This is a genomic window from Gemmatimonas sp. (assembly GCF_031426495.1).
In the GTDB taxonomy this organism is placed as follows: Bacteria; Gemmatimonadota; Gemmatimonadetes; order Gemmatimonadales; family Gemmatimonadaceae; genus Gemmatimonas.
The window spans coordinates 56,075-80,344 of record NZ_JANPLK010000042.1; the positions used below are offsets into that span (position 1 = coordinate 56,075).

The 24,270-nt window shown below is 65.9% G+C and carries 23 protein-coding genes; 16 read left to right on the forward strand and 7 right to left on the reverse strand.

What is annotated here, in order from left to right:
* Positions 1–38: 38 nt before the first annotated feature.
* From RMP10_RS10950 to RMP10_RS10970, 5 genes are read right to left on the reverse strand one after another with little or no spacing between them, the layout of a single operon-like run.
* Entirely contained in the window at positions 39–881 is an 843-nt protein-coding gene (locus RMP10_RS10950) for an MBL fold metallo-hydrolase (protein WP_310570321.1), read from the reverse strand.
* A gap of 43 nt (positions 882–924) precedes the next feature.
* A complete protein-coding gene (locus tag RMP10_RS10955) occupies positions 925–2,193 on the reverse strand; it encodes a putative sugar nucleotidyl transferase (RefSeq protein ID WP_310570322.1) in 1,269 nt (422 codons plus the stop codon).
* Positions 2,190–3,221 (reverse strand): mannose-1-phosphate guanylyltransferase, encoded by a 1,032-nt coding sequence (locus tag RMP10_RS10960; RefSeq protein WP_310570323.1) that lies wholly within the window; start codon positions 3,219–3,221, stop codon positions 2,190–2,192. The genes RMP10_RS10955 and RMP10_RS10960 overlap by 4 nt, the downstream gene beginning before the upstream one ends.
* Positions 3,218–3,658, reverse strand: a complete 441-nt coding sequence (locus tag RMP10_RS10965) for a response regulator transcription factor (RefSeq protein ID WP_310570324.1) — start codon at positions 3,656–3,658, stop codon at positions 3,218–3,220. Before RMP10_RS10965 ends, RMP10_RS10960 begins: the two co-directional genes overlap by 4 nt.
* Positions 3,659–3,678: 20 nt before the next feature.
* Entirely contained in the window at positions 3,679–4,032 is a 354-nt protein-coding gene (locus tag RMP10_RS10970) for a roadblock/LC7 domain-containing protein (RefSeq protein ID WP_310570325.1), read from the reverse strand.
* A 206-nt stretch (positions 4,033–4,238) separates the two neighbouring features.
* On the opposite strand from RMP10_RS10970, the gene RMP10_RS10975 reads away from it, so the two are divergent.
* Genes RMP10_RS10975 through gatB form a run of 7 tightly spaced genes read left to right on the forward strand, consistent with a single transcriptional unit; the run spans position 4,239 to position 12,870 of the window.
* Positions 4,239–4,808 (forward strand): hypothetical protein, encoded by a 570-nt coding sequence (locus RMP10_RS10975; RefSeq protein ID WP_310570326.1) that lies wholly within the window; start codon positions 4,239–4,241, stop codon positions 4,806–4,808.
* 7 nt (positions 4,809–4,815) lie between these two features.
* The gene (serS, locus tag RMP10_RS10980) at positions 4,816–6,093 is read left to right on the forward strand and encodes a serine--tRNA ligase (protein ID WP_310570327.1); all 1,278 of its coding nucleotides are present in this window, start codon (positions 4,816–4,818) and stop codon (positions 6,091–6,093) included.
* A gap of 12 nt (positions 6,094–6,105) precedes the next feature.
* Positions 6,106–7,257 (forward strand): HAMP domain-containing sensor histidine kinase, encoded by a 1,152-nt coding sequence (locus tag RMP10_RS10985; RefSeq protein ID WP_310570328.1) that lies wholly within the window; start codon positions 6,106–6,108, stop codon positions 7,255–7,257.
* Positions 7,254–9,683, forward strand: a complete 2,430-nt coding sequence (locus tag RMP10_RS10990; protein WP_309669958.1) for a UvrD-helicase domain-containing protein — start codon at positions 7,254–7,256, stop codon at positions 9,681–9,683. Before RMP10_RS10985 ends, RMP10_RS10990 begins: the two co-directional genes overlap by 4 nt.
* A complete protein-coding gene (locus RMP10_RS10995; RefSeq protein WP_310570329.1) occupies positions 9,684–10,001 on the forward strand; it encodes an Asp-tRNA(Asn)/Glu-tRNA(Gln) amidotransferase subunit GatC in 318 nt (105 codons plus the stop codon).
* The gene (gene gatA, locus RMP10_RS11000; protein WP_310570330.1) at positions 9,998–11,410 is read left to right on the forward strand and encodes an Asp-tRNA(Asn)/Glu-tRNA(Gln) amidotransferase subunit GatA; all 1,413 of its coding nucleotides are present in this window, start codon (positions 9,998–10,000) and stop codon (positions 11,408–11,410) included. Before RMP10_RS10995 ends, gatA begins: the two co-directional genes overlap by 4 nt.
* Entirely contained in the window at positions 11,407–12,870 is a 1,464-nt protein-coding gene (gene gatB, locus RMP10_RS11005; protein WP_310570331.1) for an Asp-tRNA(Asn)/Glu-tRNA(Gln) amidotransferase subunit GatB, read from the forward strand. The genes gatA and gatB overlap by 4 nt, the downstream gene beginning before the upstream one ends.
* On the opposite strand, the gene RMP10_RS11010 is transcribed toward gatB, so the two are convergent.
* Together RMP10_RS11010 and RMP10_RS11015 are read right to left on the reverse strand one after the other, a co-directional pair.
* Entirely contained in the window at positions 12,839–13,807 is a 969-nt protein-coding gene (locus tag RMP10_RS11010; protein WP_310570332.1) for a zinc dependent phospholipase C family protein, read from the reverse strand. The two genes, gatB and RMP10_RS11010, sit on opposite strands and share 32 nt — an antisense overlap.
* Complete coding sequence (locus RMP10_RS11015) at positions 13,785–14,348, reverse strand: hypothetical protein (protein WP_310570333.1); 564 nt, start codon at positions 14,346–14,348, stop codon at positions 13,785–13,787. Before RMP10_RS11015 ends, RMP10_RS11010 begins: the two co-directional genes overlap by 23 nt.
* A gap of 121 nt (positions 14,349–14,469) precedes the next feature.
* Here RMP10_RS11015 and murA point away from each other — a divergent pair, with 121 nt between their 5' ends.
* The 9 genes from murA to RMP10_RS11060 all read left to right on the forward strand — a co-directional run bounded on the left by murA (position 14,470) and on the right by RMP10_RS11060 (position 24,261).
* Positions 14,470–15,765 (forward strand): UDP-N-acetylglucosamine 1-carboxyvinyltransferase, encoded by a 1,296-nt coding sequence (murA, locus tag RMP10_RS11020; protein WP_310570334.1) that lies wholly within the window; start codon positions 14,470–14,472, stop codon positions 15,763–15,765.
* A gap of 13 nt (positions 15,766–15,778) precedes the next feature.
* Positions 15,779–16,492, forward strand: coding sequence for a polyphenol oxidase family protein (locus RMP10_RS11025; RefSeq protein ID WP_310570335.1), 714 nt, complete (start codon positions 15,779–15,781; stop codon positions 16,490–16,492).
* A 90-nt stretch (positions 16,493–16,582) separates the two neighbouring features.
* A complete protein-coding gene (gene rimP / locus RMP10_RS11030; RefSeq protein WP_171224574.1) occupies positions 16,583–17,116 on the forward strand; it encodes a ribosome maturation factor RimP in 534 nt (177 codons plus the stop codon).
* Between the two features lie 9 nt (positions 17,117–17,125).
* Positions 17,126–18,442: a transcription termination factor NusA gene (gene nusA / locus RMP10_RS11035; RefSeq protein ID WP_171224573.1), complete on the forward strand. Its 1,317-nt coding sequence runs from the start codon at positions 17,126–17,128 to the stop codon at positions 18,440–18,442.
* Positions 18,439–18,819, forward strand: a complete 381-nt coding sequence (locus RMP10_RS11040) for a ribosomal L7Ae/L30e/S12e/Gadd45 family protein (protein WP_309669967.1) — start codon at positions 18,439–18,441, stop codon at positions 18,817–18,819. Before nusA ends, RMP10_RS11040 begins: the two co-directional genes overlap by 4 nt.
* Before the next feature lie 9 nt (positions 18,820–18,828).
* A complete protein-coding gene (gene infB, locus RMP10_RS11045) occupies positions 18,829–21,864 on the forward strand; it encodes a translation initiation factor IF-2 (RefSeq protein WP_310570336.1) in 3,036 nt (1,011 codons plus the stop codon).
* A 9-nt stretch (positions 21,865–21,873) separates the two neighbouring features.
* Positions 21,874–22,338 carry a 30S ribosome-binding factor RbfA gene (gene rbfA, locus RMP10_RS11050; RefSeq protein ID WP_310570337.1) on the forward strand — a complete coding sequence of 155 codons (465 nt, stop codon included), beginning with the start codon at positions 21,874–21,876 and terminating at the stop codon, positions 22,336–22,338.
* Positions 22,339–22,390: 52 nt separating this feature from the next.
* A complete protein-coding gene (truB, locus tag RMP10_RS11055; protein WP_310570338.1) occupies positions 22,391–23,296 on the forward strand; it encodes a tRNA pseudouridine(55) synthase TruB in 906 nt (301 codons plus the stop codon).
* A complete protein-coding gene (locus RMP10_RS11060; RefSeq protein WP_310570339.1) occupies positions 23,293–24,261 on the forward strand; it encodes a bifunctional riboflavin kinase/FAD synthetase in 969 nt (322 codons plus the stop codon). Before truB ends, RMP10_RS11060 begins: the two co-directional genes overlap by 4 nt.
* Positions 24,262–24,270 lie beyond the last annotated feature (9 nt).

A 24,270-nucleotide genomic window follows, 5' to 3' on the forward strand; every position in this document is an offset into this window, starting at 1 on the left:
GGGCGCCCGTTCTGCCGTTCGAACCCGTCGTGTGGCGGTTAGAAGCCGAGCGACAATTGCGACGCGCGCACCAACCACGCCGCTTCACCGGTCGACGTCATCGGCGGCAACGGGAGCTGCTGCGACGCCGCCAACAACGCGTCGCGGGTCCATCCCGCGCGGCGCAGTGCTGCGCGCGTTCGCTCGATCGCCAGCGAGGGCAGGTTGTTGGTTTCGCTCAGATGCGTGAGCAGAACCCCACGCAGTCCGCGATGCGCACACGCGCTCACGAACGCGGCGGCGGCGCCGTTCGAGAGATGTCCGAGTCCTCCGCTGATCCGTTGTTTCAGCGACCAGGGATACGGACCGCGCGCGAGCATCTGCTCGTCGTGATTCGATTCGACCACCAAGAGGTCCAACCGCTCAAAGGCGACCGGCAGGGTATCCGGAACACGTCCGACATCCATCGCCACCCCCGCGCGCGCACCACTCCGGATGTCGGTCAAGACGAGTGCACAGCAATCCCGTGCGTCATGCGGCACCGACGACGTCTCGATCAGGAAACCACTGATCAAGGTTGGCCCCTGCGCCGCGAACGCCCGTGCATCGCGCAATGGCACGTCCGTTCCGCTGCCGCTGCCTAGCGCGTCGATCGTGCCCCCCGATCCGTACACGGGCCACCCCCACCGCGCGCACGCTGCTACGGCGCCGCTCGCGTGATCGGTGTGCTCGTGCGTCAGCAAAAGCGCGCTGATCTCTTCCGGCCGACGTCCCACCGACTGCAGCCGTCGCACGAGTGAGCGTGGTCCGAATCCCGCATCGATCAGGACGGCGCCATCCGTGCCATCGATCAGGATGGCATTGCCGCGACTGCCACTCCCGAGGACGGTTATGCGAAGCATTCGTGCTCGGTCGCCGCACCGGTGGCCACGTGGATCACGCCGATCAGCGGCGCGGCCAGCGGCTGTCGGCGGCGCACAGGGCATGCACGCTGGTCCACCATACGCGGCTGCCTTCGCTGAGCGAAACACCGCGCCGCGCCATCATACGCTCGGCCGTCTGCACGAACTTGGTCGCATCGAACGGCTCATACGGTGCGCGCGCGCCCCAGGAAAACGGCGCCACCGCTTTCGGCGGCATCGTGTCGAACACGTTTGCGCCCGCGCCAAGCACACAGCCCGTCGTCAGGCGAAGACCGATGCCCGTCTTCACATGATCGCCGAACATCGTCCCCAGAAATTGCAGGCCGCTGTCGCGCACGCCGTCGGGGGTCCACAGCGCGACCGTGCCGTAGGTGTTCATGAGATTGCTGGTGATCGTGCCGGCACCAAGGTTCACCCATCGGCCGAGCACGGAATGTCCGACGAACCCGTCATGCCCCTTGTTGGCGTGACCGATGAAGATCGACGTCGACAGTTCGCCGTGCACGCGGCAGGTGTCTCCGATCGAAGAGCCGGCGATGCGATCAGCCGTCACCACACTGTCCCGGCCTACATAGCACGGGCCGATCACGCGCGTGAAGGCCTGCACCTGCGCACCACGCCGCAGCAGCACCGGCCCTGCGCTCGTGTCGAACACCGACATCGGTTCGACCGTCGCCCCGGCTTCTACGAGTACCGGGTGGGCGCCAATGACGGTGACGGAAGCGCCACTGGACGCCTGCAGCGTGGTGGCCGACAGCCGCGACCCGAGCACGGGGATGTCGCGCTGCAGCAGCGGCTGCAGGGTGCCGATCACGTCCCAGACGTCGTTCAGCCACACGCCGTCGAGGTCGAGCGCTTCGGCTTCGTCACCGGTACCGTCGGGAAGCGCTCGGTCGTGCGCGAGTTCGTGCGACCCATCGGCCAGCGAGGCAAGGATCCGCTCGTCAAACGTGTCGCCGTCGAGTCGCCGCGCGGCAATGCGACCGCCGATCGTGACCACCAACGCCGTCGGTGAGACTGCGATCGCCGGTCCATCAAGAAACGGAAGCGCGCGAGTATTCACCAACCACGTGCCGGCCGCCAGCGCCTGTCCGTTCACGAAGGCCGGCGCGTCGAACTCGGCGAATCCATGCAGATGCGGTGCCGCGACGAATCCACGGCTCTCGACACCAAGCACCATTTCCCACCGTTCGCGAATCAGCAGTGCGCCCGCGCGCATCTCGCCAAGCGGGCGGCTGGTAGCGAACGGCTCGAAGCGCCGCGCCACGGCATCGTCGTACAACGCGATCACGACCCGCGAACCTCGGGCGGCAGCGCATCGAGCAGCGTCTTGAGATCGGCCGCCTTTTCACGCGTGGTGACCATCACCAGGCCCTCGCGCGCGACTACCACGAGGTCGTCCACGCCGTAAAGCACCACCTGCGTCCCGTCGGCATGCACCACGTTTCCCGTGGCCTGCAGCGCGAACGTGGGGCCCAGCATGGCATTGTCCTGCGCATCCCGCGTGCGCACGCGATGCAAGGCGGCCCAGGTGCCCACGTCATCCCATCCGAACTGCCCGGGCAGCACCAGTACGCGAGCACTACGCTCGAGAACGCCGACGTCGATCGCCACCGACTTGACCTGCGCGAAGAACGCCGCCACATCGTCGCCAGCGGCGGTCAGCGCCGGCTGCACCTCCGGCGTGTGAACGCGAATCTCGTCGAGCAGATCGCCCACACACCAGGCGAAAATGCCCGAGTTCCAAAGGAAGCCGTCGGCCACCATCTGCGCGGCGCGCTCGCGGTCCGGCTTTTCGACGAACCGCTCTACGCGTTGCACGCCCGTACGAACCGGCGCGCCCGGCTGGATGTAGCCGAAGCCCGGGTCTGGGCGCGACGGCACGATCCCGACGGTCACCAAGGCCCGCTCCTCAAGGGCGATGCGGGCCGCTTCCGCCAGCGTCGCGCGGTAGGCCTCGACATCCCCAATCGCCCAATCGGCGTGAACGCAAATCATCACCGCATCGCCACCGGCGCGCTGCGCGATGACCTGCGCCGCCCAGGCCAGCGCGGCACACGTGCCGGCCGGCCGCGGCTCGGCGATCACGTTCTCGGGCGGCAAATCGGGCTCGAGCGCGAGGACCGCATCGCGCAGCGACGCGTTGGTGAGCACGAGCGTTTGTGACAGCGGCGCCAGTGGTCGCATCCGGTCGAGCGTGTCACGAAGCATCGGCGCTTCGCTGATCAGCGGCAGCAACTGCTTCGGACGCTCGGGCGTGGACAGCGGCCAGAAGCGGGAGCCGACGCCTCCGGCGAGCACGACGTTCCAACGGTTCATGATACCACCGGGGGCGACGACAGCTCCGTCGACGCCGGCTCGGGAAGAGTGGTTCCGGTATACGCGCGGACGCGCTCCAGCAGGCGCCGCGGGCTGAAAGGCTTGGTCATGATCTCGGAAACGCCAAGGGATTCGACTTCGCGCAATTGCGCATCCTGTCCTGCTGCCGTGAGGACGATGCAGGGCAGGGGACGCCACCGGATATCGCCACGCAGCACACGGAGGATCTCGGTACCCGACATACCCGGTAGCATGAGGTCCAGCACCACCAGAGCGACCGCCGGGGTCGACTCGAGGGCGGAGAGTGCCTCCGCGCCGTGCTCCGCCAGATGCACCGTAAAACCGGCCTGTTCGAGGCGCGTCCGGATGATGCGACCGATGTGTGGCTCGTCATCAACGACGAGCACGGTCACCCCGGCGGCCGGATCAACGGGCATCGGGACCGAGGCGCGCGCGCTCAGACGAGCGAGGCGATCTGCGCCCGAAAGCGACGGAGATCGTACAAGAGCGCCGCCAGATTGGCATCCGGACGTAGGAGCACGAGCATGAACGCCTCGGGGGATACCGAGGTTACGACAACGGTGCCGGTGCTGTATTCGAGCACCATGAGGCCGAAGTCGCCGCGACCGGCTGCGACGCCCATTTCGGCGGCGGCGAGCGCCATCGGGGGCACGAAAGCGGCCAATCCGTCCGGGTCTAGCGCGGCATCGGTGGCGCCGTCGATCAGGAGACCGTCGCGCCCCAGGACGATGGCGGCATCCACACCGTCGCGGCGGCGCAATGCACTGACGAGATCGCGAATGGTGGGCATGGCGGAACGCTGGTCGCGAAGCGGGGTGAAGTCAAGCGAGGATGCTCACGTGATTGCGGTGGCAAGGCGGCAGCAATGCGGCACCAAGCGCTTGCCCGGACACGAGTTGAGCGGTAACCTCCACACCCGTACCGCTATCGCTTCCGACCATGGGAGTTACCCTGCTCGCTCGTTTCCTCGGCGCGCCTCGAGTCGCTCGGCGCGCCATGTCGTTTCCGGCCCTGATCGTCACGGCCGTTGCCCTCGCCGCCTGCGGCGACTCCAACAACCTGCTCAATGCAGCGTCGTCCGAGAACACCGCGCGCAACTACAGCGTCTACGCGCTTACGGGCACGTCCTCGGCGCTGCCGGCCGCGTACAACTTCACGACGGAACTGTTGGCCCGCCCGCAGTTGCTGTCGAACGGCGGCGTGAATTTCGACGTGGCCTTCGACCTCACGAGCGACAACAAGGTCAAGCTGCTGCCGGTCCGCGCTGTCGTACCGCTGCCGCCGGCCGGTGTCTCGAGCGTCGGCATGCTCAAGTCGACCAGCGCGTACAGCGCCCTCGAACGCGCCCCGGATCGCGGCTACACGGTCGATTCCACGCTCATCGTCGGCATCGGCGAAACCGTCGTGCTGCAGCTTCCCGGCTCCGGTTGCATCTACGGCGAGCCGTATTACGCGAAGCTCGTGGTCGATAGCATCATCGCCGCCCAACGGCGCATCGTGGTCGGCTCGCTGGTAAACCGCAATTGTGGTTTCCGCGCGCTGACGGTTGGTATCCCGAAGAACTGATTTTCGCATGCATGACATTCGGTTGTTGCGCGACCAGCTCGAGCACCTGCGCGACGGTATGCGCCGTCGCGGCAAGCTCGCTGAACTCGGCCCCATGCTCGACCGTGCGGAGTCGCTCGAACGGGAGCGTCGTACCGCCATCACGGAACTCGAGGCCCAGCAGGCGCGTCGGAACAAGGTGACGGCGGAGGTCGGACAGCGCCGCAAGGCGGGCGAAGACGCGACCGAGCTCATGGCCGAAGGGCGGGCCGTCGGCGAGCAGATCGCGATGCTCGAGCAGCGTCGAGCGGAAACCGAGGCCGCCGTCTCGATCATGCTCTACGAACTGCCGAATATCACCTTGCCTGACGTCCCCGAAGGCGACGAAACCGCGAACACGGTCGTGCGCAGCTGGGGCACGCCGCGCACACCCGATGCGTCCATCGTGCCGCACTGGGAGAAGGGCGAAGCGTTCGGTATGATCGACCTCGCCCGTGGGGCGAAGATCAGCGGCTCGGGCTTCATCGTGTATCGCGGTCGCGGCGCGCGCCTTGTGCGCGCCTTGATGAACATGATGCTCGACATCCACACCGAGGAGCACGGCTACGAAGAGACGTGGGTGCCGCTCGTCGTGAATCGGGCCTCGATGACCGGCACGGGCAACTTCCCCAAGTTCGAGGAAGACGCCTACGCGGTCACCGAAGACGAGCTGTTCCTCATTCCCACGGCCGAAGTCCCGGTCACCAATCTCTATCGCGACGAGATTCTCGACGCGAGCGAATTGCCGAAGCGCTTCTGCGCCTTCAGCGCCTGCTTCCGTCGTGAAGCCGGAGCCGCCGGCAAGGACACGCGAGGCCTGCTGCGCGTGCACGAATTCGACAAGGTCGAGCTGGTGCGCTACGCTAATCCCGAGACCTCGCTCGATGAGCTGGAGTTGCTCACCAGCCAGGCCGAAACGATCCTCCAGCGGCTCGAACTGCCGTATCGTGTGTTGCTGCTGGCGGCCGGAGATACGGGCTTCTCCAGCGCGAAGACCTACGACCTCGAAGTGTTCGCCCCTGGCGTCGGTAAGTGGCTCGAAGTCTCCAGCTGCAGCCTCTTCACCGATTTCCAGGCGCGCCGCGCCAACATTCGCTTTCGTCCCGCGCCGGGAGAAAAGCCGAAACTGGTGCACACGCTGAACGGGTCGGCGCTCGCGTTTTCGCGCGTCATCGCGAGCATTCTCGAGCACCATCAGCAGCCCGATGGCTCCGTCCGGATTCCCGAGGCGCTGCAGCCGTACCTCGGTCGCGCCGAACTGCGCTAAGCGTCGCCACCGATGCGCCGTCGCCGCTGGCCCGTAGTCGTCATGGTGCTCGGCGTGCTGGGGCTGCTCACGTGGTACGTCGTGTACACGCAGCACGTCGTGCGTCAGCTGCGCGTCGCTGCGGCGGGGCAGGGGCAGATGTACTCCCGCATCTTCCGGGCGCTGCAGGACACGAGCGCCACGCAGGATCCCACGATCACCCTCGTGGAGCTGTTGCAGCAGATTCGTGAATCGGGATTGCCTCTCGTGCTCACTGATACCGACGGCCGCGTGTCGGGGGTCGCGAATCTGCCCTTCGACGAACCGCTCGACGGCGAACGCACGAAGGCCTTCATGCGCGAGCTCGACCGCCGAAACGCGCCCATTCTGCAGCCCGGCTCGACTGGTGTGCACTACGGTGACAGCCCGATGGTGCGCGGACTGCAGGTTATTCCTATCCTCCAGGCCTTCGGCATTGGACTGCTCGTCGCATTCGGTGTCTATGCGTTGATTGAACGCGGACGCGCCGATCGCGAGAAAGTATGGGCCGGTATGGCGCGTGAGGCCGCCCACCAACTTGGCACGCCGCTCTCGGCGATGGCCGGCTGGCTCGAACTGCTGCGGGACATGGTCACCACCGCGACCGCCACCCGCGCCGTCGATGCAATGGAGCAGGATCTGCAACGCCTTGAACGGGTGTCACATCGTTTCGAGCGAATCGGTCGTCCGCCGCGCGACGAGCAGGTGGATTGCGCTGAGCTGGTCGATCGGCTGGCCTCGTACTTCGCAGCGCGCGCGCCCACGCTGGCGCGCACCGTGCGCATTCGGAGCGAGCACCCCGAGGGGCCGCTCATGACGCGCGGCGACAAGGTGCTCCTGGAGTGGGTGTTGGAAGTACTGATCAAGAACGCGATGGACGCCCTCGCTGGTCGTGATGGAGAAGTCGTCGTGTCGGCCATTCCGCTCCCGGAGGGGGGCGTGCGCATTCGCGTGCAGGACAACGGCCCCGGCATTCCCCGCAAATTGCGCAAGCGCATTTTCGACGCCGGCTTCACCACGAAGGATCGCGGCTGGGGTATCGGCTTGTCGCTCGCGCGTCGCATCGTGCAGGAGAATCACGAAGGCAAGCTGATGCTCGCTGACACCGACCGCGGAGCGGCGTTCGACGTTATCTTGCACGCATGACGACGACGGGTTGGTCCGGTTCCCTCTTTGACGCGGTGCCCTCGGCACCTGCGCTCGATCTCGAAGCGCTGACGCGAAGCCTTAATCCCGGCCAGCGCGAAGCCGTGTTTCATGACGATGGTCCGGCGCTGGTGCTTGCCGGGGCCGGCTCCGGCAAGACCCGCGTGCTCACCACGCGCATCGCCCGACTCATCGGCGATCGCGGCGTGGCGCCCCACGAAATCCTCTCCGTCACGTTCACGAACAAGGCCGCCGGCGAGATGCGCGCCCGTATCGCCAAGTTTCTCGGGCACGAACCGAAAGGCATGTGGTGCGGCACCTTCCACGCCCTCGGCGCGCGCATGCTGCGCGGCGTGGCCCCGATCGTGGGACGCGAGCAGAACTTCACGATCTACGACGAAGACGACACCATCGGTGCCGTCAAGCGCGTCATGGAACGTCGCAAGCTCAGCCCCACGCAGTTCGCCCCCAAGGCCATTCTGAGCGCGATCTCGAGTGCCAAGAACGCGCTCGTATCTCCGAGCGAATACGCGCGTACGGCCCGTGACACCTTCACGACGGCCGTCGCCGGCGTGTACACCGATCTCGAACACGCCCTGCAGCAGGCCAATGCCGTCACCTTCGACGACTTGCTGGTGCTACCCGTTCGTGCGCTCGAGCAGGATGAAGCGTTGCGGGCGCACTATCAGCGGCGCTTCAAGTACGTGCTCGTCGACGAGTATCAGGACACGAACGCGGCACAGTTCCGATTCGTCCAGCTCATGGGCGGCGGATATCGCAACGTGATGGTGGTCGGCGATGATGACCAGTCGATCTACGGATGGCGCGGCGCCGACATCCGGAACATCCTCGACTTCGAGCGCGCCTTTCCCGGCGCGCGCATCGTGCGCCTCGAGGAAAACTACCGCTCCACGCCGAACATTCTCGCGCTCGCCAATGCCGTTATTGCCGAGAACACGGAACGGCGCGGCAAGACGCTGCGCGCCACACGGCCGGCTGGCGAGACGGTCACGCTCGTGGAAACGCTCGACGAGCGCGACGAAGCCGACTTCATTGCCGATACCATCACCGCACGCATGTCGCGCTCCGATCTTTCGCGGCGCGATTGCGCGGTGCTCTATCGCACCAACGCGCAGAGCCGCGCGATCGAAGACGCGTTCCGTCGTCGCAACATCCCGTACCGGCTCGTCGGCGCCGTCCGCTTCTACGATCGTCGCGAAATTCGCGACATCATGGCGTACCTCAAGCTCGTCGCGAATCCAGCCGATGACGAGGCATTCCGCCGCGCCGTGAACGTGCCCAAGCGCGGCTTGGGCGATGCCACGATCACGCTGCTGGTCGAGCGCGCGCAGCGGGATGGCGTCCCCTTGCTCACCATCGCCTCGCGCATCGATGTCGTGGCGGAGCTGCGGCCCGCTGCGCGGACGGCGCTGGCCGATTTCGTGTCACTCGTGCAGCGCCTGCGGAACGCGGCCGTCGATTCCGCGGTCGACGAGCTGCTCCGCGATCTTGCCGCCTCGATCAAGTACGCCGACCACCTGCGCGCCGAAGGTCCCGAAGGTCAGGAGCGCATCGAGAACGTGCGCGAACTGATCGCCGGTGCCGCTGAAGTCGTGGCCGATGAGGGCGGTGAAGTGGGACTCACGCCGCTCGATCACTTCCTGCAGTCGTCGACGTTGGTAGCCGGGATCGACAAACTCGACCCGAACGCCGATGCCGTCACTTGCATGACGATGCACAACGCGAAGGGACTCGAGTTCCCGCTCGTGTTCGTCTCGGGTCTGGAGGATGGGTTGTTCCCGCTGGCACGTGCCGCCGAGGATCCGAGTCAGCTCGAAGAGGAACGCCGACTGTTTTACGTGGGCATCACGCGTGCCGAAACCAAGCTGTACCTCACCTGTGCCGAGCAGCGTCGACGCAATGGCGAGATGATGTTCTCGATGCCGTCACGCTTCCTCAAGCAGGTCACGATCTCGCTGGCGGAACGTCAGAAGACGGCGCGCGCCAAGACCGAAGGACGCGGTGGCTTCGCGTCCATCGGCGGCACGCAGTCCTCACGCGACAGCGACGATTCGTGGGGACGCAGCAGCTACAGCGCCGGCGGCGGAGGCGGTGCCAAGCGCTCAGGTGGTCAGTACGGCAGCGCGTCGTACGGTGCGGGCAGCACAGCCTTCGGAAAGAGTGCTGGTGCATTCTCGACGCCGGCGCGACGCGACCGCCCCACCGAGCCGGAAGACGAGTCGCAAGATGCGCCGATGTTCGCCGTCGGTGAGAAGGTGCGTCACGCGAAGTTCGGATCGGGCACGATCGCAGAACTCACCGGCAGCGGGCGTGACCTGAAGGTGCGTATTGATTTCGAAGACGAAGAGATCGGCCGGAAGACTCTGGTGCTGGCGCAGGCCAAACTCGAACGCGGGTGGGAGTAGTTGTCGGTCTCCAACGAAGATGTGCTTCATGTCGCGCAACTCGCGCGCTTGGCAATCGACGACGCGCGGCTCCCCGGGCTCGTCGCGGAACTGAATGGCATTCTGCAGCACATGGATGCCCTGCAGCAGGCCACCATCCCCCAGGAACTCGCTGAACGCGACGTGGCGGGGATGCCGCTGCGTGACGACGGCGCGCCGCCGGTCGCGCTCCAACGCACGCGGGAGGCGTTCGCGCCAGCGACGCGTGAGGGCTTCTTTCTGGTGCCGCGTCTGGCGACGCATGGTGACGTCGGTTCCTCCGCCGAGGACGACGCATGAACGTGGAGTCGCTGAAGGCGCACTCGGTCGAAGCGGCTTGGGCGCAATACGATGCCGTTGATGCCGGACCGACCGGACTGAACGCGTTCCTCTCAGTGGACCGCGAAGGATCGTTGGCTGCTGCCACGTCGGTCGCGACGCACGCAGGGAATAGCGACCTCGCCGGCGTCCCCGTCGCGATCAAGGACAATCTCGCGACGCTCACGCTGCCGACCACCTGCGGCTCGCGCATTCTCGAGGGGTACGTCAGTCCGTTCGAAGCAACCGCAGTCAGGAAGCTGCGAGACGCCGGTGCCATCGTGATCGGCAAGACGAACATGGACGAATTCGCCATGGGATCCTCCACCGAGAATAGCGCGTACGGCCCCACGAAGAACCCAGTCGATCGCTCGCGCGTGCCCGGCGGTTCCTCCGGTGGTTCGGCCGCGGCGGTCGCGGCGGGCGTCGTCCGCCTCGCGCTCGGCTCCGAAACCGGTGGCTCCGTACGCCAACCGGCGGCGTTTTGCGGCATCGTCGGCGTGAAGCCCACGTACGGTCGCGTCAGTCGTTTCGGACTCGTCGCCTACGCGTCGTCACTCGATCACGTGGGCGTGTTCGCCCGGAACGTGTTCGACGCGGCACTCGGGGTGGAGATCATTGCCGGACACGATCCCTCCGATGCCACCTGTTCGGCGCGTCCGGTGCCCGCGTTACGGCAGTCAGCCGTTGTTGCCGACAGCGCCCAACCGCTGGCGGGTCTCGTGGTGGGTCGTCCGGTCGAGTACTTCACCGAGGCACTCGATCCCCGTATTCGCGCGCAGTGCGACGCGTCATTCGATCGCTTGCGGTCGCTCGGCGCCGAGGTGCGTGATGTGTCGTTGCCCCACACGTCGCTCGCGATTCCCGTGTACTACGTGCTCGCGCCGGCCGAAGCGTCCAGCAACCTCGCGCGCTACGACGGCGTTCGCTACGGAAAGCGTGCCGCGGCCGACGGTCTACGCGAGATGTACGAGCGCACGCGGTCCGGCGGTTTCGGCGCCGAAGTAACGCGTCGGATTCTGCTTGGCACGTACGTGCTCAGTGCGGGCTACTACGACGCCTACTATCGCCGCGCGCAGACGGTACGCACGCTCATCACGCAGGATTTCGAACGCGTCTTCGCCGAGGGGGTGCACGTGCTCTTCACACCCACCGCGCCAACCCCGGCATTTCGCATCGGTGAGGTGTCCGATCCATACGATATGTATCTCAGCGACATCTACACCGTGACGGCCAACCTCGCCGGCATCCCGGCGATGTCGCAGCCCATCGGCCTCGTCGATGGCCTCCCCGTTGGTGGCCAGTTCATGGCGGCGCGTTTCGATGAGGCCACCATGTTCAAGGCGGCGGCCGCGCTCGAGCATACAATGGCTCAGGGGGGTGGCGCATGAGCACTGCATCGCCAAGCACCGGCACGCCCATCGACTGGGAGCTCGTGATCGGACTCGAAGTACACTGCCAGCTCAAGACACGGAGCAAGATCTTTTGCGGCTGTGCAACGTCGTTCGGCGAGGCACCCAACACCAATACCTGTCCGGTGTGCCTCGGCCTACCGGGAGCGTTGCCGGTGCTGAATGCGCACGCCGTCGAACTCGCCACACGCGCCTCACTCGCGCTCGGCTCCACCGTGCACAACACCTCGGTATTCGCGCGCAAGAATTACTTCTATCCCGACTTGCCGAAGGGCTATCAGATCTCGCAGTTCGATCAGCCCATCGCGACCGGTGGTACCATCGTTGTCGATGACACCGCCACGCCTCCTCGCGCGATCCGCGTGCATCGCGTGCACATGGAAGAGGATGCGGGAAAGTCGGTGCACGATCGCTTCCGCGACGCGACCGCGATCGACCTGAATCGCGCCGGCACGCCGCTGATCGAAATCGTGTCGGAGCCGGAGATTCACTCGGCGGCCGATGCGGTGAGTTATCTCCGCCGCCTCAAGCAGATCCTCGAGTACACCGAAGTCTCCGACGCCAACATGGAGGAAGGCTCGCTCCGCGTGGACGTGAACATCTCCATACGCCCGCGCGGCGTGGAGACACTCGGCACCAAGACCGAAGTCAAGAACCTCAATTCGTTCTCGTCCGCTGAGCACGCCGTCGAAGTGGAGTTTGCGCGGCAGTGTGCCATTCTCGAGAGTGGTGGTCGCGTCGAGCAGCAGACGTTGCTGTACGACGAGAAGCGCAATCAGGTGCGCTCCGCGCGCAGCAAGGAAGGCAGCCACGACTACCGCTACTTCCCGGAGCCGGATCTTCCGCCGCTCGTGCTGGTCGACGAGTTCGTGCAGCGTCAGCGTGAGGCGCTTCCGGAGTTGCCGGCCGCCAAGCGCGAGCGCTTTGTAACGCAGTACGGTCTCGGCGCGGCCGACGTCGATCAGCTCATTGTGAACCGAACCCTGGCGGATCGCTTCGAAGCGGTCGCCTCGGCGGCGGGTGACCCGCGCCGCGCGGCGAACTGGATGCTGGGACCGGTGCTGGCGGCGGTGAACGCGTCCGGTGGGTCACTGCTCGACCATGCCGTCGATCCGGCCCGGCTTGGTGCGCTCATCAAACTCGAAGCGCAGGGCGAGCTGTCCAACACGGCCGCCCGACAGATCTTCACGCTGATGGAACGTGAACCGGTCGAGCCGCTGGCGATCGCCACGCGCGATGGCCTGTTGAAAGTCTCGGACGACGCGGCACTCGTTGCGTGGATTGACGAAGTCTTTGCCGAATCACCCACCGAGGCCGCGCGCTTCATGGCTGGCGAACGCAAACTGCAAGGCGTGCTGGTCGGTCAGGTCATGAAGAAGTCGAAGGGCTCAGCCGATCCGAAGAAAGTCAATCAGTTGCTGGCCGCTCGCGCGGAGTAAACAGCGGCGTTGGCAGCGACGCGGCATGCCGGAGCTCGGATACCGGCATGCCGAACATGCGATCCGCTTCGAGTGCGGCGCGGACATCGCCGCCTTCGCGCTTGGCCTGACGTCGGACCTTTTTCGCGTCTCGTAGTGGCCCGTCGCCGGACGGATCGAAACGAAAGGCATCGCTGGTGTCCCAGCGATTGAACAGATCGACGATGTAGTCGAACGAGCGCGCCATGTAGCGCCCGACTTCGGCATCGCTCAGGTCCCAGCGACTCTTCTCCGACACGAGCTGGAAAATGCGCTGCCACGAGTCCGTGTCGGTCACATACACCATGCCGCGGAAGATGCGGCGGTTGGTCGGCGTGCCGAAGAGCGTCGGGCTCAAAATGCGATCGAGGTGCTGATCGGCCGGCGAGTGGTCGACCGACAAGAGCTCGCGCGCGCGACGTGGCCATGGATCGCCAAGATGCGTATCGATCCGGCTCTCCCAGTAGCTGTGACCGAGCGCGGTGGTGCTCGATGTCACGGCCAGCTGGCGCGGCACGAAGAAGTTGTGCGCCACGACGTCGGCGGCCAGGTGCGCGAGATACCCGAGACCAAACGCGCGCAGCGATGGCGGCGCCGCATCGTCGTGAATCTCGAGTCCGACACGCCACGAGTGACAATGGCGTCCCACTTCGGCGTACTTCTTCGCAATGCTGGTATCGGCGGCAATCGACCCGTACAGGAAATCGGTCGGATAGGCCGCGAGCAGCTCGGCGATGGTCGATGGCACGAGAGACAGATTCCGAAGGAGCGCGTCGCCCAGAAACACGTGGGTTCCCGGCGTCCACGCCCAGGCATCCGTCGGGAAGAGCACCAGCGCGACCAACAAGGCGAGTCCCCCCGCAATCCAGGCGCGGTGGCAGAAGCGCACAGCGCGCTCAGTCGTCGTCGTCGTCGGCATCCACGGGGGCAGGAGTACGACGCGGCCGTGGGTGGCTCAACCCGTTCGTCAATTCGCCAGCACCAACGCGTACACCGCGCACCGCCGAGACGGCCGAGAGCGCGGTATCCTCCAACTCGTCTTGCAGCACGTCCAGCACCGCATTCACGTCGTCCACACGCCGTGCCGTCCGGTCCGCTGCGTCCAGTAGCTGTTCACTCAAGGCTTCGGCCGCACCGGTGACGCGTTCCACGTCGGTGCGCAGCATGGCCACCACCTCTCGTGCGTCACCGACCATGGCGCTCGCGCTCGCCAGCAATGGCTTCGTGTCCCTCGTGAGTCGATCCACCGTCTCGTTGAACTTGTGTACCGCGGCGCGCGTGGAGAGGATCAACAGGATCGTCGCAATGAGCACGCCGATGCCGAGACACAGCACGACGATCTGGAGCACGCCACTCGTCCACTCGAACAGGCCGCGCTCGGAGATCGTACGGGCGATGATGGTGTCCGGAAGCGTTGCGGCCTGCAGAAGCCGCGCAGACAACGCACTGACAAAGGTCATGATGATGATCTAAGGGTTTCCGGCAGGGTCGGGAAGGGGGGACGTGCGTGACGCTTTCGCGGCTGCTATCCTTCCGATTGACCGAGTGCTCCGCCCAATCGCCGCGTCCAACCCCGAGTGCATGTCCGCCGTCCAGTTCATTGTCGAAGGGGGTCAGCGTCTCAGTGGCTCTATCCGTCCAGCAGGCAATAAGAATGCCGCGCTGCCGATCGTCGCTGCCACGCTCCTGACCGATCAGCCGGTGCAGCTGCACAACGTGCCTCGGATCCGGGACATCGAGACGCTTGTCGAACTCGTGCGCACCACGGGGGCGGAATGCGAATGGAACGGCCCGAACTCCCTGCGCGTGCATGCGAAATCGGTGCAAGCCGCCGATCTCGATCCGCAGATGTGCGCGCGGATCCGTGCTTCAATTCTGCTCGCCGCGCCACTGCTCGCGCGCTGCGGCACGGTCACGCTCTCACCTCCCGGTGGCGACGTCATCGGTCGTCGTCGGCTCGACACGCATTTTCACGTGCTGCAGGCCCTCGGGGCCGAGTATGAGCTGGGAGAGCGCTTCCGCTTTACCGCGAAGGCCCTGACCGGCGCCGACGTATTTCTTGATGAACCGAGTGTCACGGCCACCGAGAACGCACTGATGGCGGCCGTCGCGGCGACGGGGCGCACGGTTCTCCGCAATGCGGCCAGCGAACCGCACGTGCAGGACCTCGCGCGCTTTCTCGTCGCACTGGGCGCGCGCATCGACGGTATCGGGTCGAATGTGTACACGATCGAAGGCGGCATGCCGCTCGGCGGTGCGACACATGAGATCGGTCCCGACCACATCGAAGTCGGCTCGTTCATTGGCCTTGCGGCGGTGACCCAATCGGAAATTCGGATCGAGCGGGCGGGCGTCGAACATCTCCGCAGCACGCTGATGGGCTTCGCGCGTCTCGGGATCTCGTGCATCATCGAGGGGGACGATCTGATTGTGCCCGCCGAGCAGTCGCGCGTGATCCAGAGCGACCTCGGGGGACATGTGCCGAAGCTCGAGGATCAGCCGTGGCCCGCGTTTCCGGCCGACGTGATGTCCATCGCCATCGTCACGGCGACGCAATGCGAAGGCATGATCCTCATGCACGAAAAGATGTTCGAGTCGCGTCTCTATTTCACCGACAAGTTGGTGAGCATGGGCGCCCGCATCGTGCTGTGCGATCCGCACCGCGCCATCGTGTCGGGGCCCACCAAGCTGCGAGGCAGCACGGTGGAGTCGCCCGACATCCGCGCCGGAATGGCGATGTTACTGGCCGCCCTCTGCGCGGACGGCACCAGCGTCATTAACAACGCCCAGCAGATCGAGCGCGGCTACGAGCGGATCGAGGACCGGCTCGGAGCGCTCGGTGCCCACATCCGTCGCGTCGAATTGAGCGCGCGCTGAGTCGGGGGCAGCGATGAGTCTGATGCCGCTTGGGTCGGCCGAGCCGGTCATGGGCATGCCCGACGGCGTACTGGCCTGGACGACGACGCGCGCCGACGGCTCCTACGGGTTGGGATCCGCGGACCCGGTTGGTGAGGTCATAGAGCGCTGGGCGCGACTGCAAGACGGACTCGCGTCGCTCCGCATCGATCGGCTGGCGACGGCCCATCAAGTTCACGGGGCCGTCGTTGAACGGCATCAGGGCGGGTGGCGAGGCTGGCTGCGACTCCGCGGCGTCGATGGGCACGTCACCAACACACCCGGCACGGCGTTGGCTGTCACGATCGCCGACTGCACCCCCGTGTTCGTGGCGCACCCCGGCGGCGCGGTCGCCGCGTTGCACGCCGGATGGCGAGGCACCGCCGCCCGGATTCTCGATGTCGGTTTCGACGCACTCGCCGCGATGGGGTATCCGGCTGATGAATGCGTGGTGCACCTGGGCCCATCGATTTGCGGCGCGTGCTATGAAGTGGGGCCCGAGGTCTTGGGCGCGGTGTACGGAGTTCCGGCGGCCGGAAAGGGGCTGCTGGATGTCCGCGAGGTGCTGCACGATCACGCCAGGCGGCGTGGGGTCAACCAGATTTTCCCCAGTTCCGCGTGTACCCGATGCCACGCCGACCGCTTCTTCAGCCATCGCGGCGGAGATTCGGGTCGGCAGTTAGGCGTCATTGCGCTCCAGTCATCTTGACCTTGTAGGGGGTGGGGCGTAGGTTGCCAGTCTACGTAGTAACTCCTTCGTGACTTTCGCCCGCCTAGCGCGGGTGGGTGAAGTGTGGGGATGGTCCCCACACTTTTTTGTTCTTCGGTGTTTGGTTTTTTTCTGGTTCTTACTGGAGACGTGCAGGTGGGCGAGATCGTCGAACCCATTGTCGCACAAGAGCTTGACACGCTTGGTTTCGATTTGGTGGAGCTGCGACGCGGGGGCTCACGCTCTCGTCCCGTGCTCGAGATCCGGATCGACCGGCGCGACGGCACGAAGGTGACGATCGAAGACTGTGCCAAGGCGTCCCGCGCGGTTGAAGCGCGACTGGAAGCCCAGGCGTTGGTCGGAGAGCAGTATGTATTGGAAGTTTCGTCGCCGGGCGCAGACCGGCCGTTGAAGACCGCTGCAGATTGGCGCCGATTCGTCGGACGCCGGGCAACGGTAACGAGCGGCGCGCTGGCGGGGGGTAAACAGGAAGTCGAGATCCTTGCGCTGGATGGCGAGGAAGGCGCCGAAGTCGCGCTGGTGCGTGATCCGAAGGGGCGGGAGTTCCAACTCCCACTCGTCGAGGTCACCCAAGCGCGATTGGCGTTTCACTGGAAACGATAGGGGAGACGGATGGCCGGATCAGCGGAAATTCTCGCAGCATTCCGTGAACTGTCGAATCTGAAGCAGATCACGCGCGAGGAGCTGCACGGGCTTCTCCAGGACGGCATTCATGCCGCTCTGGCTAAGAAGCACGGGGCCAACGTGCAGGCAGAAGTCGAGATCAACGAGGAGAAGGGCGCAATCCGCATCGTGCTGCTGAAGACGGTGGTGGAAGAAGTGACCGATGCGGCCCGTGAGGTCCCGCTCGAAGAGGCGCGGTTCATGGACCCCGAGTTCCAGATCGGGGACGTGATGGAGATCGAGGTCGATTTCAATGAATTCGGCCGCACCGCCGTGCAAGCCGCCAAACAGCGCATCGTGCAGCGCGTGCGTGAAGGCGAGCGAACGCGCATTCGCGACGAATTCGCCGGCCGCGTCGGAGATCTCCTCTCCGGTGAAGTCCAGCAGATCGAGCGTGGCAAGCTGGTCGTCATGCTCAACAAGTTCCGTGAAGCGGAAGCGATCATTCCGTATCGCGAGCAGAACCATCGCGAGCACTACCATCAGGGTGAGCCCGTCCGGGCGGTCCTCAAGCGGGTCGAAGACACGCCAAAGGGTCCGCGACTGATTCTGAGCCGCTCCGATGCGCTGTTCGTGCAGGCGCTGTTCAAGCTCGAGGTGCCCGAGATTCAGCAGGGCATCGTGGAGATCAAGGCGGCTGCGCGTGAAGTCGGCAGCCGCACCAAGATCGCCGTCACGTCCCGTGATGACGCAGTCGATCCGGTCGGCGCGTGCGTCGGCCTCAAGGGATCGCGCGTCCAAGCGGTCGTGAACGAACTGGGCGGCGAGCGCATCGACATTGTGCCGTGGTCGCCCGATCCGGAACGCTTTGCCAAGCTGGCGCTCGCGCCGGCCCGTGTGGCACGCGTGTTCAGTGACGCGATGTCGCGGACGATTCAGGCGGTCGTGGACGAAGACCAGCTGTCGCTGGCGATCGGCCGCAATGGCCAGAACGTGCGTCTCGCCTCTGAGCTCACCGGATGGAAGATCGATCTGTACTCGAGCCGTGAGTGGATGGAGAAGGGCGGAGAAGCGCCGCTGTTCGCACCGCTACCCGAGGAAGAAGAAGCAGATGTGCCGCTCAACGAGATCGAAGGGCTCGAAATCGGAACGGTCGCCGTCCTGGCAGAAGCTGGCCTGACGACGCTCAACGACATTCTCGATCTCGATCGCGATGATCTCCTGCGTTTGCCTGGTATCGCTCCCGAAGAGGCCGATCGGATCATGGCCATCATCGACGAGCTCACCACGGAAGACGAAGGCGAAGCTGGGAGTTCTAGCGAGTGAGTGATGAACCCCGCGAAGTGCCGACGCTCGACGATACCGTGCGCCGAAAGGTGCTCGGACTGATCGGGCTCGGCGCGCGCGGCCGGCTCATCGTGGTAGGCGCCGAACGCGTCGCCATTGAAGCAGGCAAAGGGAAAGTGGTGCTGGCGGTGGTCGCGAGCGATGTCTCGCGCCATTCGCTGGAGAAGGTCGTGCCGGTCCTTCGGGCCCGTCGCATCGAAACGTTGGAGTGGCCGAGTGCGGCCGAGCTGGGCGGTGCTGTCGGGAGGGATACGACAGCGGCGATCGGGATTGTAGATCAAGCGCTGGCGCGCGGTATCCGTAGCGCCGTGGCCGGGGCAACCCCGGCAGGCGACGCGACGCGCGTTTCGCGTTAGGAGGACGGGTTGAGCAAGCTTCGTGTGCATGACATGGCGGGTGAGTTCGGTATCTCGGCTGACGAGGTTATCGCGCTGCTGCGCCAGATGGACGTTCCAGTTCGCAGCCATTTGTCGCTGCTGACCGACGATCAGGTTTCCCGTATTCGCGCCCGATGGGAGCGCGAAAAGCGCGTGCGCGCCGAAAAGGCGCAGCCCGCACCGGCCGCCGCGCCTCGGCGCCGTCGCACGGGAGCCGCCGCTGGACCCGATGCCCCGGCCCCTGTGGTCGAGGCCGAAGCGCCAGCCCCGGCGGTTCGCCGCCGTCGCGCGGCCGAGGTCGATGCCCACGCCGGTGATGTCCACGCCGGTGATGTCCCGCCAACGGAAGCGCACGCCGCAGAGCCGCATGTGGAAGAGGCGCATCCGGTGGAGGCCAAGGTTGAGGCCACCCACTCGGCGGCTGCGTCGTCCGCCGATCAGGCGCCTGTCGAACCGGCGCCGGAAGTCCGCGCTGACATCGAACACGTGTCGGTCGAACGTGCCGCCGAGCTGAAGGCCGCGGCGGCCAATGAGCCGGTCGCGGTGCGTGCGGAAGCGCCCGTCGTCGAAGCGCCTCCCGCGCCCAAGCCGAAGCCCAAGCCCGTCAGCTTCGAGCGGAAGGACACGGCTCCGGCCCAGCGTCCGGCCATGGTATCTGCGCCAACGCCGCGACCGGCGCCGATCGTCGAACGCCCCGCCGTCGCCACACCGCCTGCCGCGTCGGTCGCCCCGGTTGCCGCGTCGGCGTCCGCCGCGACATCCGTCGCCTCCGATGCGCCGGCCGTACCGTCGGCTCCGTTGCCGGCCGATCGTCCGCGTCCCCGTCCCGTCGTGCCCGGCGCTCCGCGTCCCGGCCGCATGGGTGGGTCGCCGAATTTTGGTGGTGCTCGTCCGATCGCGTCCGCCGCTCCTGGTGGTGGACTCGGTCAGGGACAGCGTCGCGATGACCGTCGCCCCGGCGGCCCGCAGGGCGGCCAGGGTGGCGCGCCCGGTGGTGGCCAGGGTGGTCAGCCGGGACAGGGCACGCAGGGAACGGGAATGGCCGCGAGCGCGCAGAGTCAGCAGCGCCGTGGTAAGAAGGGCAAACGTGGGGCGGTCGATCAAGAAGCCGTGTCGGCCAATATCACGAAGACGATGACCGCCATGCGCGGCGCGGGAGCGCGCGGCCGCGGTGGACGTCGATTCGGTGCCGACATGCGGGCCGAGATGGAGGAGCAGCGCGTTGCCGCGGTCGAGAAGGAACGGAAAACCGTCCGCGTCAACGAGTTCATTACGGTGTCCGAACTCGCGAAGATCCTTGGCGTTTCCGCTACACAGATCGTCGGCTTCGCGTTCAAGACGCTCGGGCTCATGGTGACGATCAACCAGCGACTCGACTTCGACCAGATCGAGCTGATTGCCGGTGAATTCGGCTTCCAGGCCGTGAAGGAAAGCGATTACGCCGCCGATCTGCAGGAAGAGCAGGTGATAGACGCGCCGGAAGACCTCCGTCCGCGCCCGCCCGTCGTCACGATCATGGGTCACGTCGACCATGGTAAGACGTCGCTGCTCGACTACATCCGGAAGGCCAACGTGGTCGCTGGCGAAGCCGGCGGCATCACGCAGCACATCGGTGCCTATCACGTGGAGGTCGCCAACAAGCGCCTCATCACGTTTCTCGACACCCCGGGTCACGAAGCGTTTACCGCCATGCGTGCCCGCGGTGCTCAGGTCACCGACATCGTCGTCATCGTCATCGCGGCCGACGACCAGGTCATGCCGCAAACCGTCGAAGCGATCTCGCATGCGAAGAGCGCCGGCGTCCCGATCATCATTGCCATCAACAAGGTCGATTTGCCCACGGCGCAGATCGCCAAGGTGAAGCAGGACCTGCTGCAGCACGAAGTCGTGCTCGAAGAATTCGGCGGAACGGTGCTGCATTCCGAGATCTCGGCCAAGAAGGGAACGGGTGTCGACGAACTGCTCGATCAGATCCTGCTGCAGGCCGACATTCTCGAACTCAAGGCCAATCCGTCGCGTCGTGCGGTCGGATCGGTGGTCGAAGCCCAGCTCGACCAGGGTAAGGGACCGGTCGCCACTGTGCTCGTGTCCAACGGCACGCTCAAGGTCGGCGACGATTACATCTGCGGCATCTACTCTGGTCGCGTGCGCGCCATGCTTGACGAGCGTGGCAAGGCCGTGAAGTCGGCCGGACCCGCGATCCCGGTGCAGATTCTGGGTCTCAGCGGTGTGCCGATGGCGGGCGACCAACTGCTCGTGGTCGAAGACGCCTCCGAGGCGCGCGATATCGCGCAGCGTCGTGAACGTCTCGATCGTGAAGCGAAGAGCCGCCGCAGCACGCGTGGATTGGTGTCGCTCGAAGACTTCATGTCGCAGACCAGCGCCGGCCAGAAGCGTTCGTTGCGATTGGTCATCAAGGCCGACCAGGGCGGTCCGGCGGAAGCGCTGGCCGACGCCCTCGGTCAGCTCTCCAACCCCGAAGTGCAGGTCGAAATCCTGCACCGCGGTGTCGGTGCGATCGCCGAAACGGACATCCTGCTCGCGAAGGCCTCGGGAGCCATCATCATCGGCTTCCACGTGCGTCCTGACAACAACGCCCGCGCGGCAGCCGAGCGCGAAGGCGTGGACATCAAGCTGTATCGCATCATCTACGAGGCCGTGGCCGACGTGAAGGCCGCCCTTGAAGGCATGCTGCGACCGGAGTCGCGCGAAGTGGTGTACGGCGAAGCCGAGGTGCGCGAAACGTTCAAGGTCGCGCGTATCGGAACGATTGCTGGCTGCATCGTGCGCTCGGGCAACATGAACCGGAAGGGACGTATGCGCGTCATCCGGGACGGCGTCGAAATTTACGACGGCGGCATCGCGTCACTGCGTCGCTTCAAGGACGATGTGAACGAGGTGAAGGAAGGCTACGAGTGCGGTATCGGCATCGAGAACTTCAACGACGTCAAGATCGGCGACGTCTTCGAATGCTACCGCACGGAAGAAGTGGCTCGTACTCTCGACCAGGCTGCAAAGTCCTGAGGAGGCAGTATGGGCGAACCGCGGCGACCTGACCGCGTGGCCGAATCGATTCGCGAACAAGTGGCGACCTTCCTTGCCGAAGGCGCCAAGGACCCGCGAATTCGTGGCTTCGTCACCGTGACTGCGGTGGAGATGACACGCGACCTTCGGCACGCGAACGTGTTCGTGAGCGTGATGGGAGACGAGGCGGCCATCAAGGCCACCTTCGAAGGACTCGGAAGCGTTGCGTCGCACCTGCGTTCCATGCTGGGTAAGACGCTGCGCTTGCGGAACGCGCCGGAGATTCACTTCAAGGCCGACGAAAGCATTGCGCATGCGTCGCGCATCGAACAGCTCTTGGCACAGATCCGCACCGATCGCGATGCGGTCGCCACTGAGGCTGTCGAAGTTGAAGCCGAGGAAGCGGAGGGTAACGCGGACTCGGCGGCCAGCGACGACACCCGCCCGCCCGACTCATTGCAGGCGAACCAATGACCATGACCCGCTCGGCATGATGGTGCGCTGACGCGGGTGTGGGCGCGATGACATGATCACGTCAGGACTGCTGTTTGTCGACAAGCCGGCGGGGATGACCTCGCACGATGTCGTCAGTGTCGTGCGGCGCGCGGCCCGCTCCAAGCGGGTCGGGCACGCCGGCACCCTCGACCCGTTCGCGACGGGCCTGCTCGTACTGGCGGTGAATTCCGCCACTCGGCTGCTCCCGCATGTCGTCGGCGAGCCCAAAGTGTACGACGCGGTGATTCGCTTCGGTCACGAAACGGACACCGACGATCGCACCGGTGAGGTCACCCGGGAAGCGATGGGTCCCGCTGCCGAGGTGCTCGCCGAGTGCGCGACCACGCCGCTCCGCGAGGCGATCGCAACGCTCACCGGCCACCTGGCGCAAGTGCCGCCCGCCTTCTCGGCGAAACATGTCAACGGCGAACGCGCCTACGCCATCGCGCGACGCGGGGACGTGGTCGAATTGCCGCCCGTCGACGTGCTTGTCATGGGGTGGGAATGGCTCGCGAGTACGAGCGACGCGCTTACCGTGCGGATCACCTGTGGCGGCGGCACGTACATTCGCGCGCTCGCCCGCGACCTTGGGCGCGCACTCGGAAGTGCCGCGCACTGTGAGAGTCTGCGGCGCGTGGCCAGCGGCGCCGCGCACGTAGCCGATGCCATAACGCTCGAGCAGCTCGAGCCAGGCAGTATTCTCGATGGCCGCGTGCTGTTGCGCCCACCGTTGTCGGCCCTCGGCGCGATCGCCCACGAATCGCTCGACGAGGCGGGCCTGGCCGCGCTTCGCGTGGGCCGTCGGATTCCAGCGACGACGCCTGGCGATCGCGGGGCGCTCCTCTGGCAGGATACCGTCGTCGCGATCGCCGAGCGCGTGGCCGGCGACTGGTGGCAACCGCGTGTCGTCATGCTCGGTGATGAGGCGGCGTCATGACGTCGGTCTGGTCCGACCCGGTCGGCCTGCCGATCGGCGAGTCCGGCGCCGTCATTACTGTCGGCACGTTCGACGGGGTGCATCGCGGGCATCACGATGTCCTCGCACGACTGGCCGCCTTGGCGGCCGAGACCGACCGACCCAGTGTCGTGATCACCTTCGAACCGCACCCGCTCGAAGTGGTTCGCCCGTCGGCCGCTCCGCCGCTGCTCACGCTGCACGACGAAAAACTCGAGATGTTTGCGCAGTCCGGCGTTTCCTATGTCGCGGTGCTCCCCTTCACGGCCACGTTGGCGGCGTATGAAGCGGAGCAGTTCGTCGATGCGGTGTTGCGCGAGCGGTTCCGCGTGGCCGAACTGCTCGTCGGACATGACCACGGATTCGGACGCGGGCGCCTCGGCGATATCGACGTACTCCGTGCACTCGGCGTGTCGCGCGGGTTCGGGGTGACCGTGCTACCGCCGGTGCACGCCGCGGACGGCCAGGCCATTTCGTCGACGGCCATCCGGTCGGCTATTCTGCAGGGTGATCTGCGGACCGCAGCGGCCGGACTGGGGCGCCCGTACAGCATCGCCGGTCGGGTGATCCAAGGCGACCAGCGCGGCCGATTGATCGGGTACCCCACTCTCAACTTGCAGTCCCCGCCGGCCCGCAAACTGCTCCCTCCCGACGGGGTCTACGCGGTGCGGGTGCAGACGCCGCAGGGGCCGTTCGGCGGCATGCTCAACCTTGGGCCGCGGCCGACCTTTGGCGATGCCTCGCGGCGGATCGAGACGCATGTCTTCGATGCGGCGCACGACTGGTACGGCGCGCCAATCCGGCTTGACCTGATCGATCGGATTCGCGACACGCGGACATTCGATGGAATCGGCGCCCTTCGAGCGCAGCTTGCCCACGATGAGGCCGCCGCGCGCGAGACTCTGCAGGGACTGGCTACCGCCACGACTACTGGACCCCTAAGTTAAGAGGCTAGG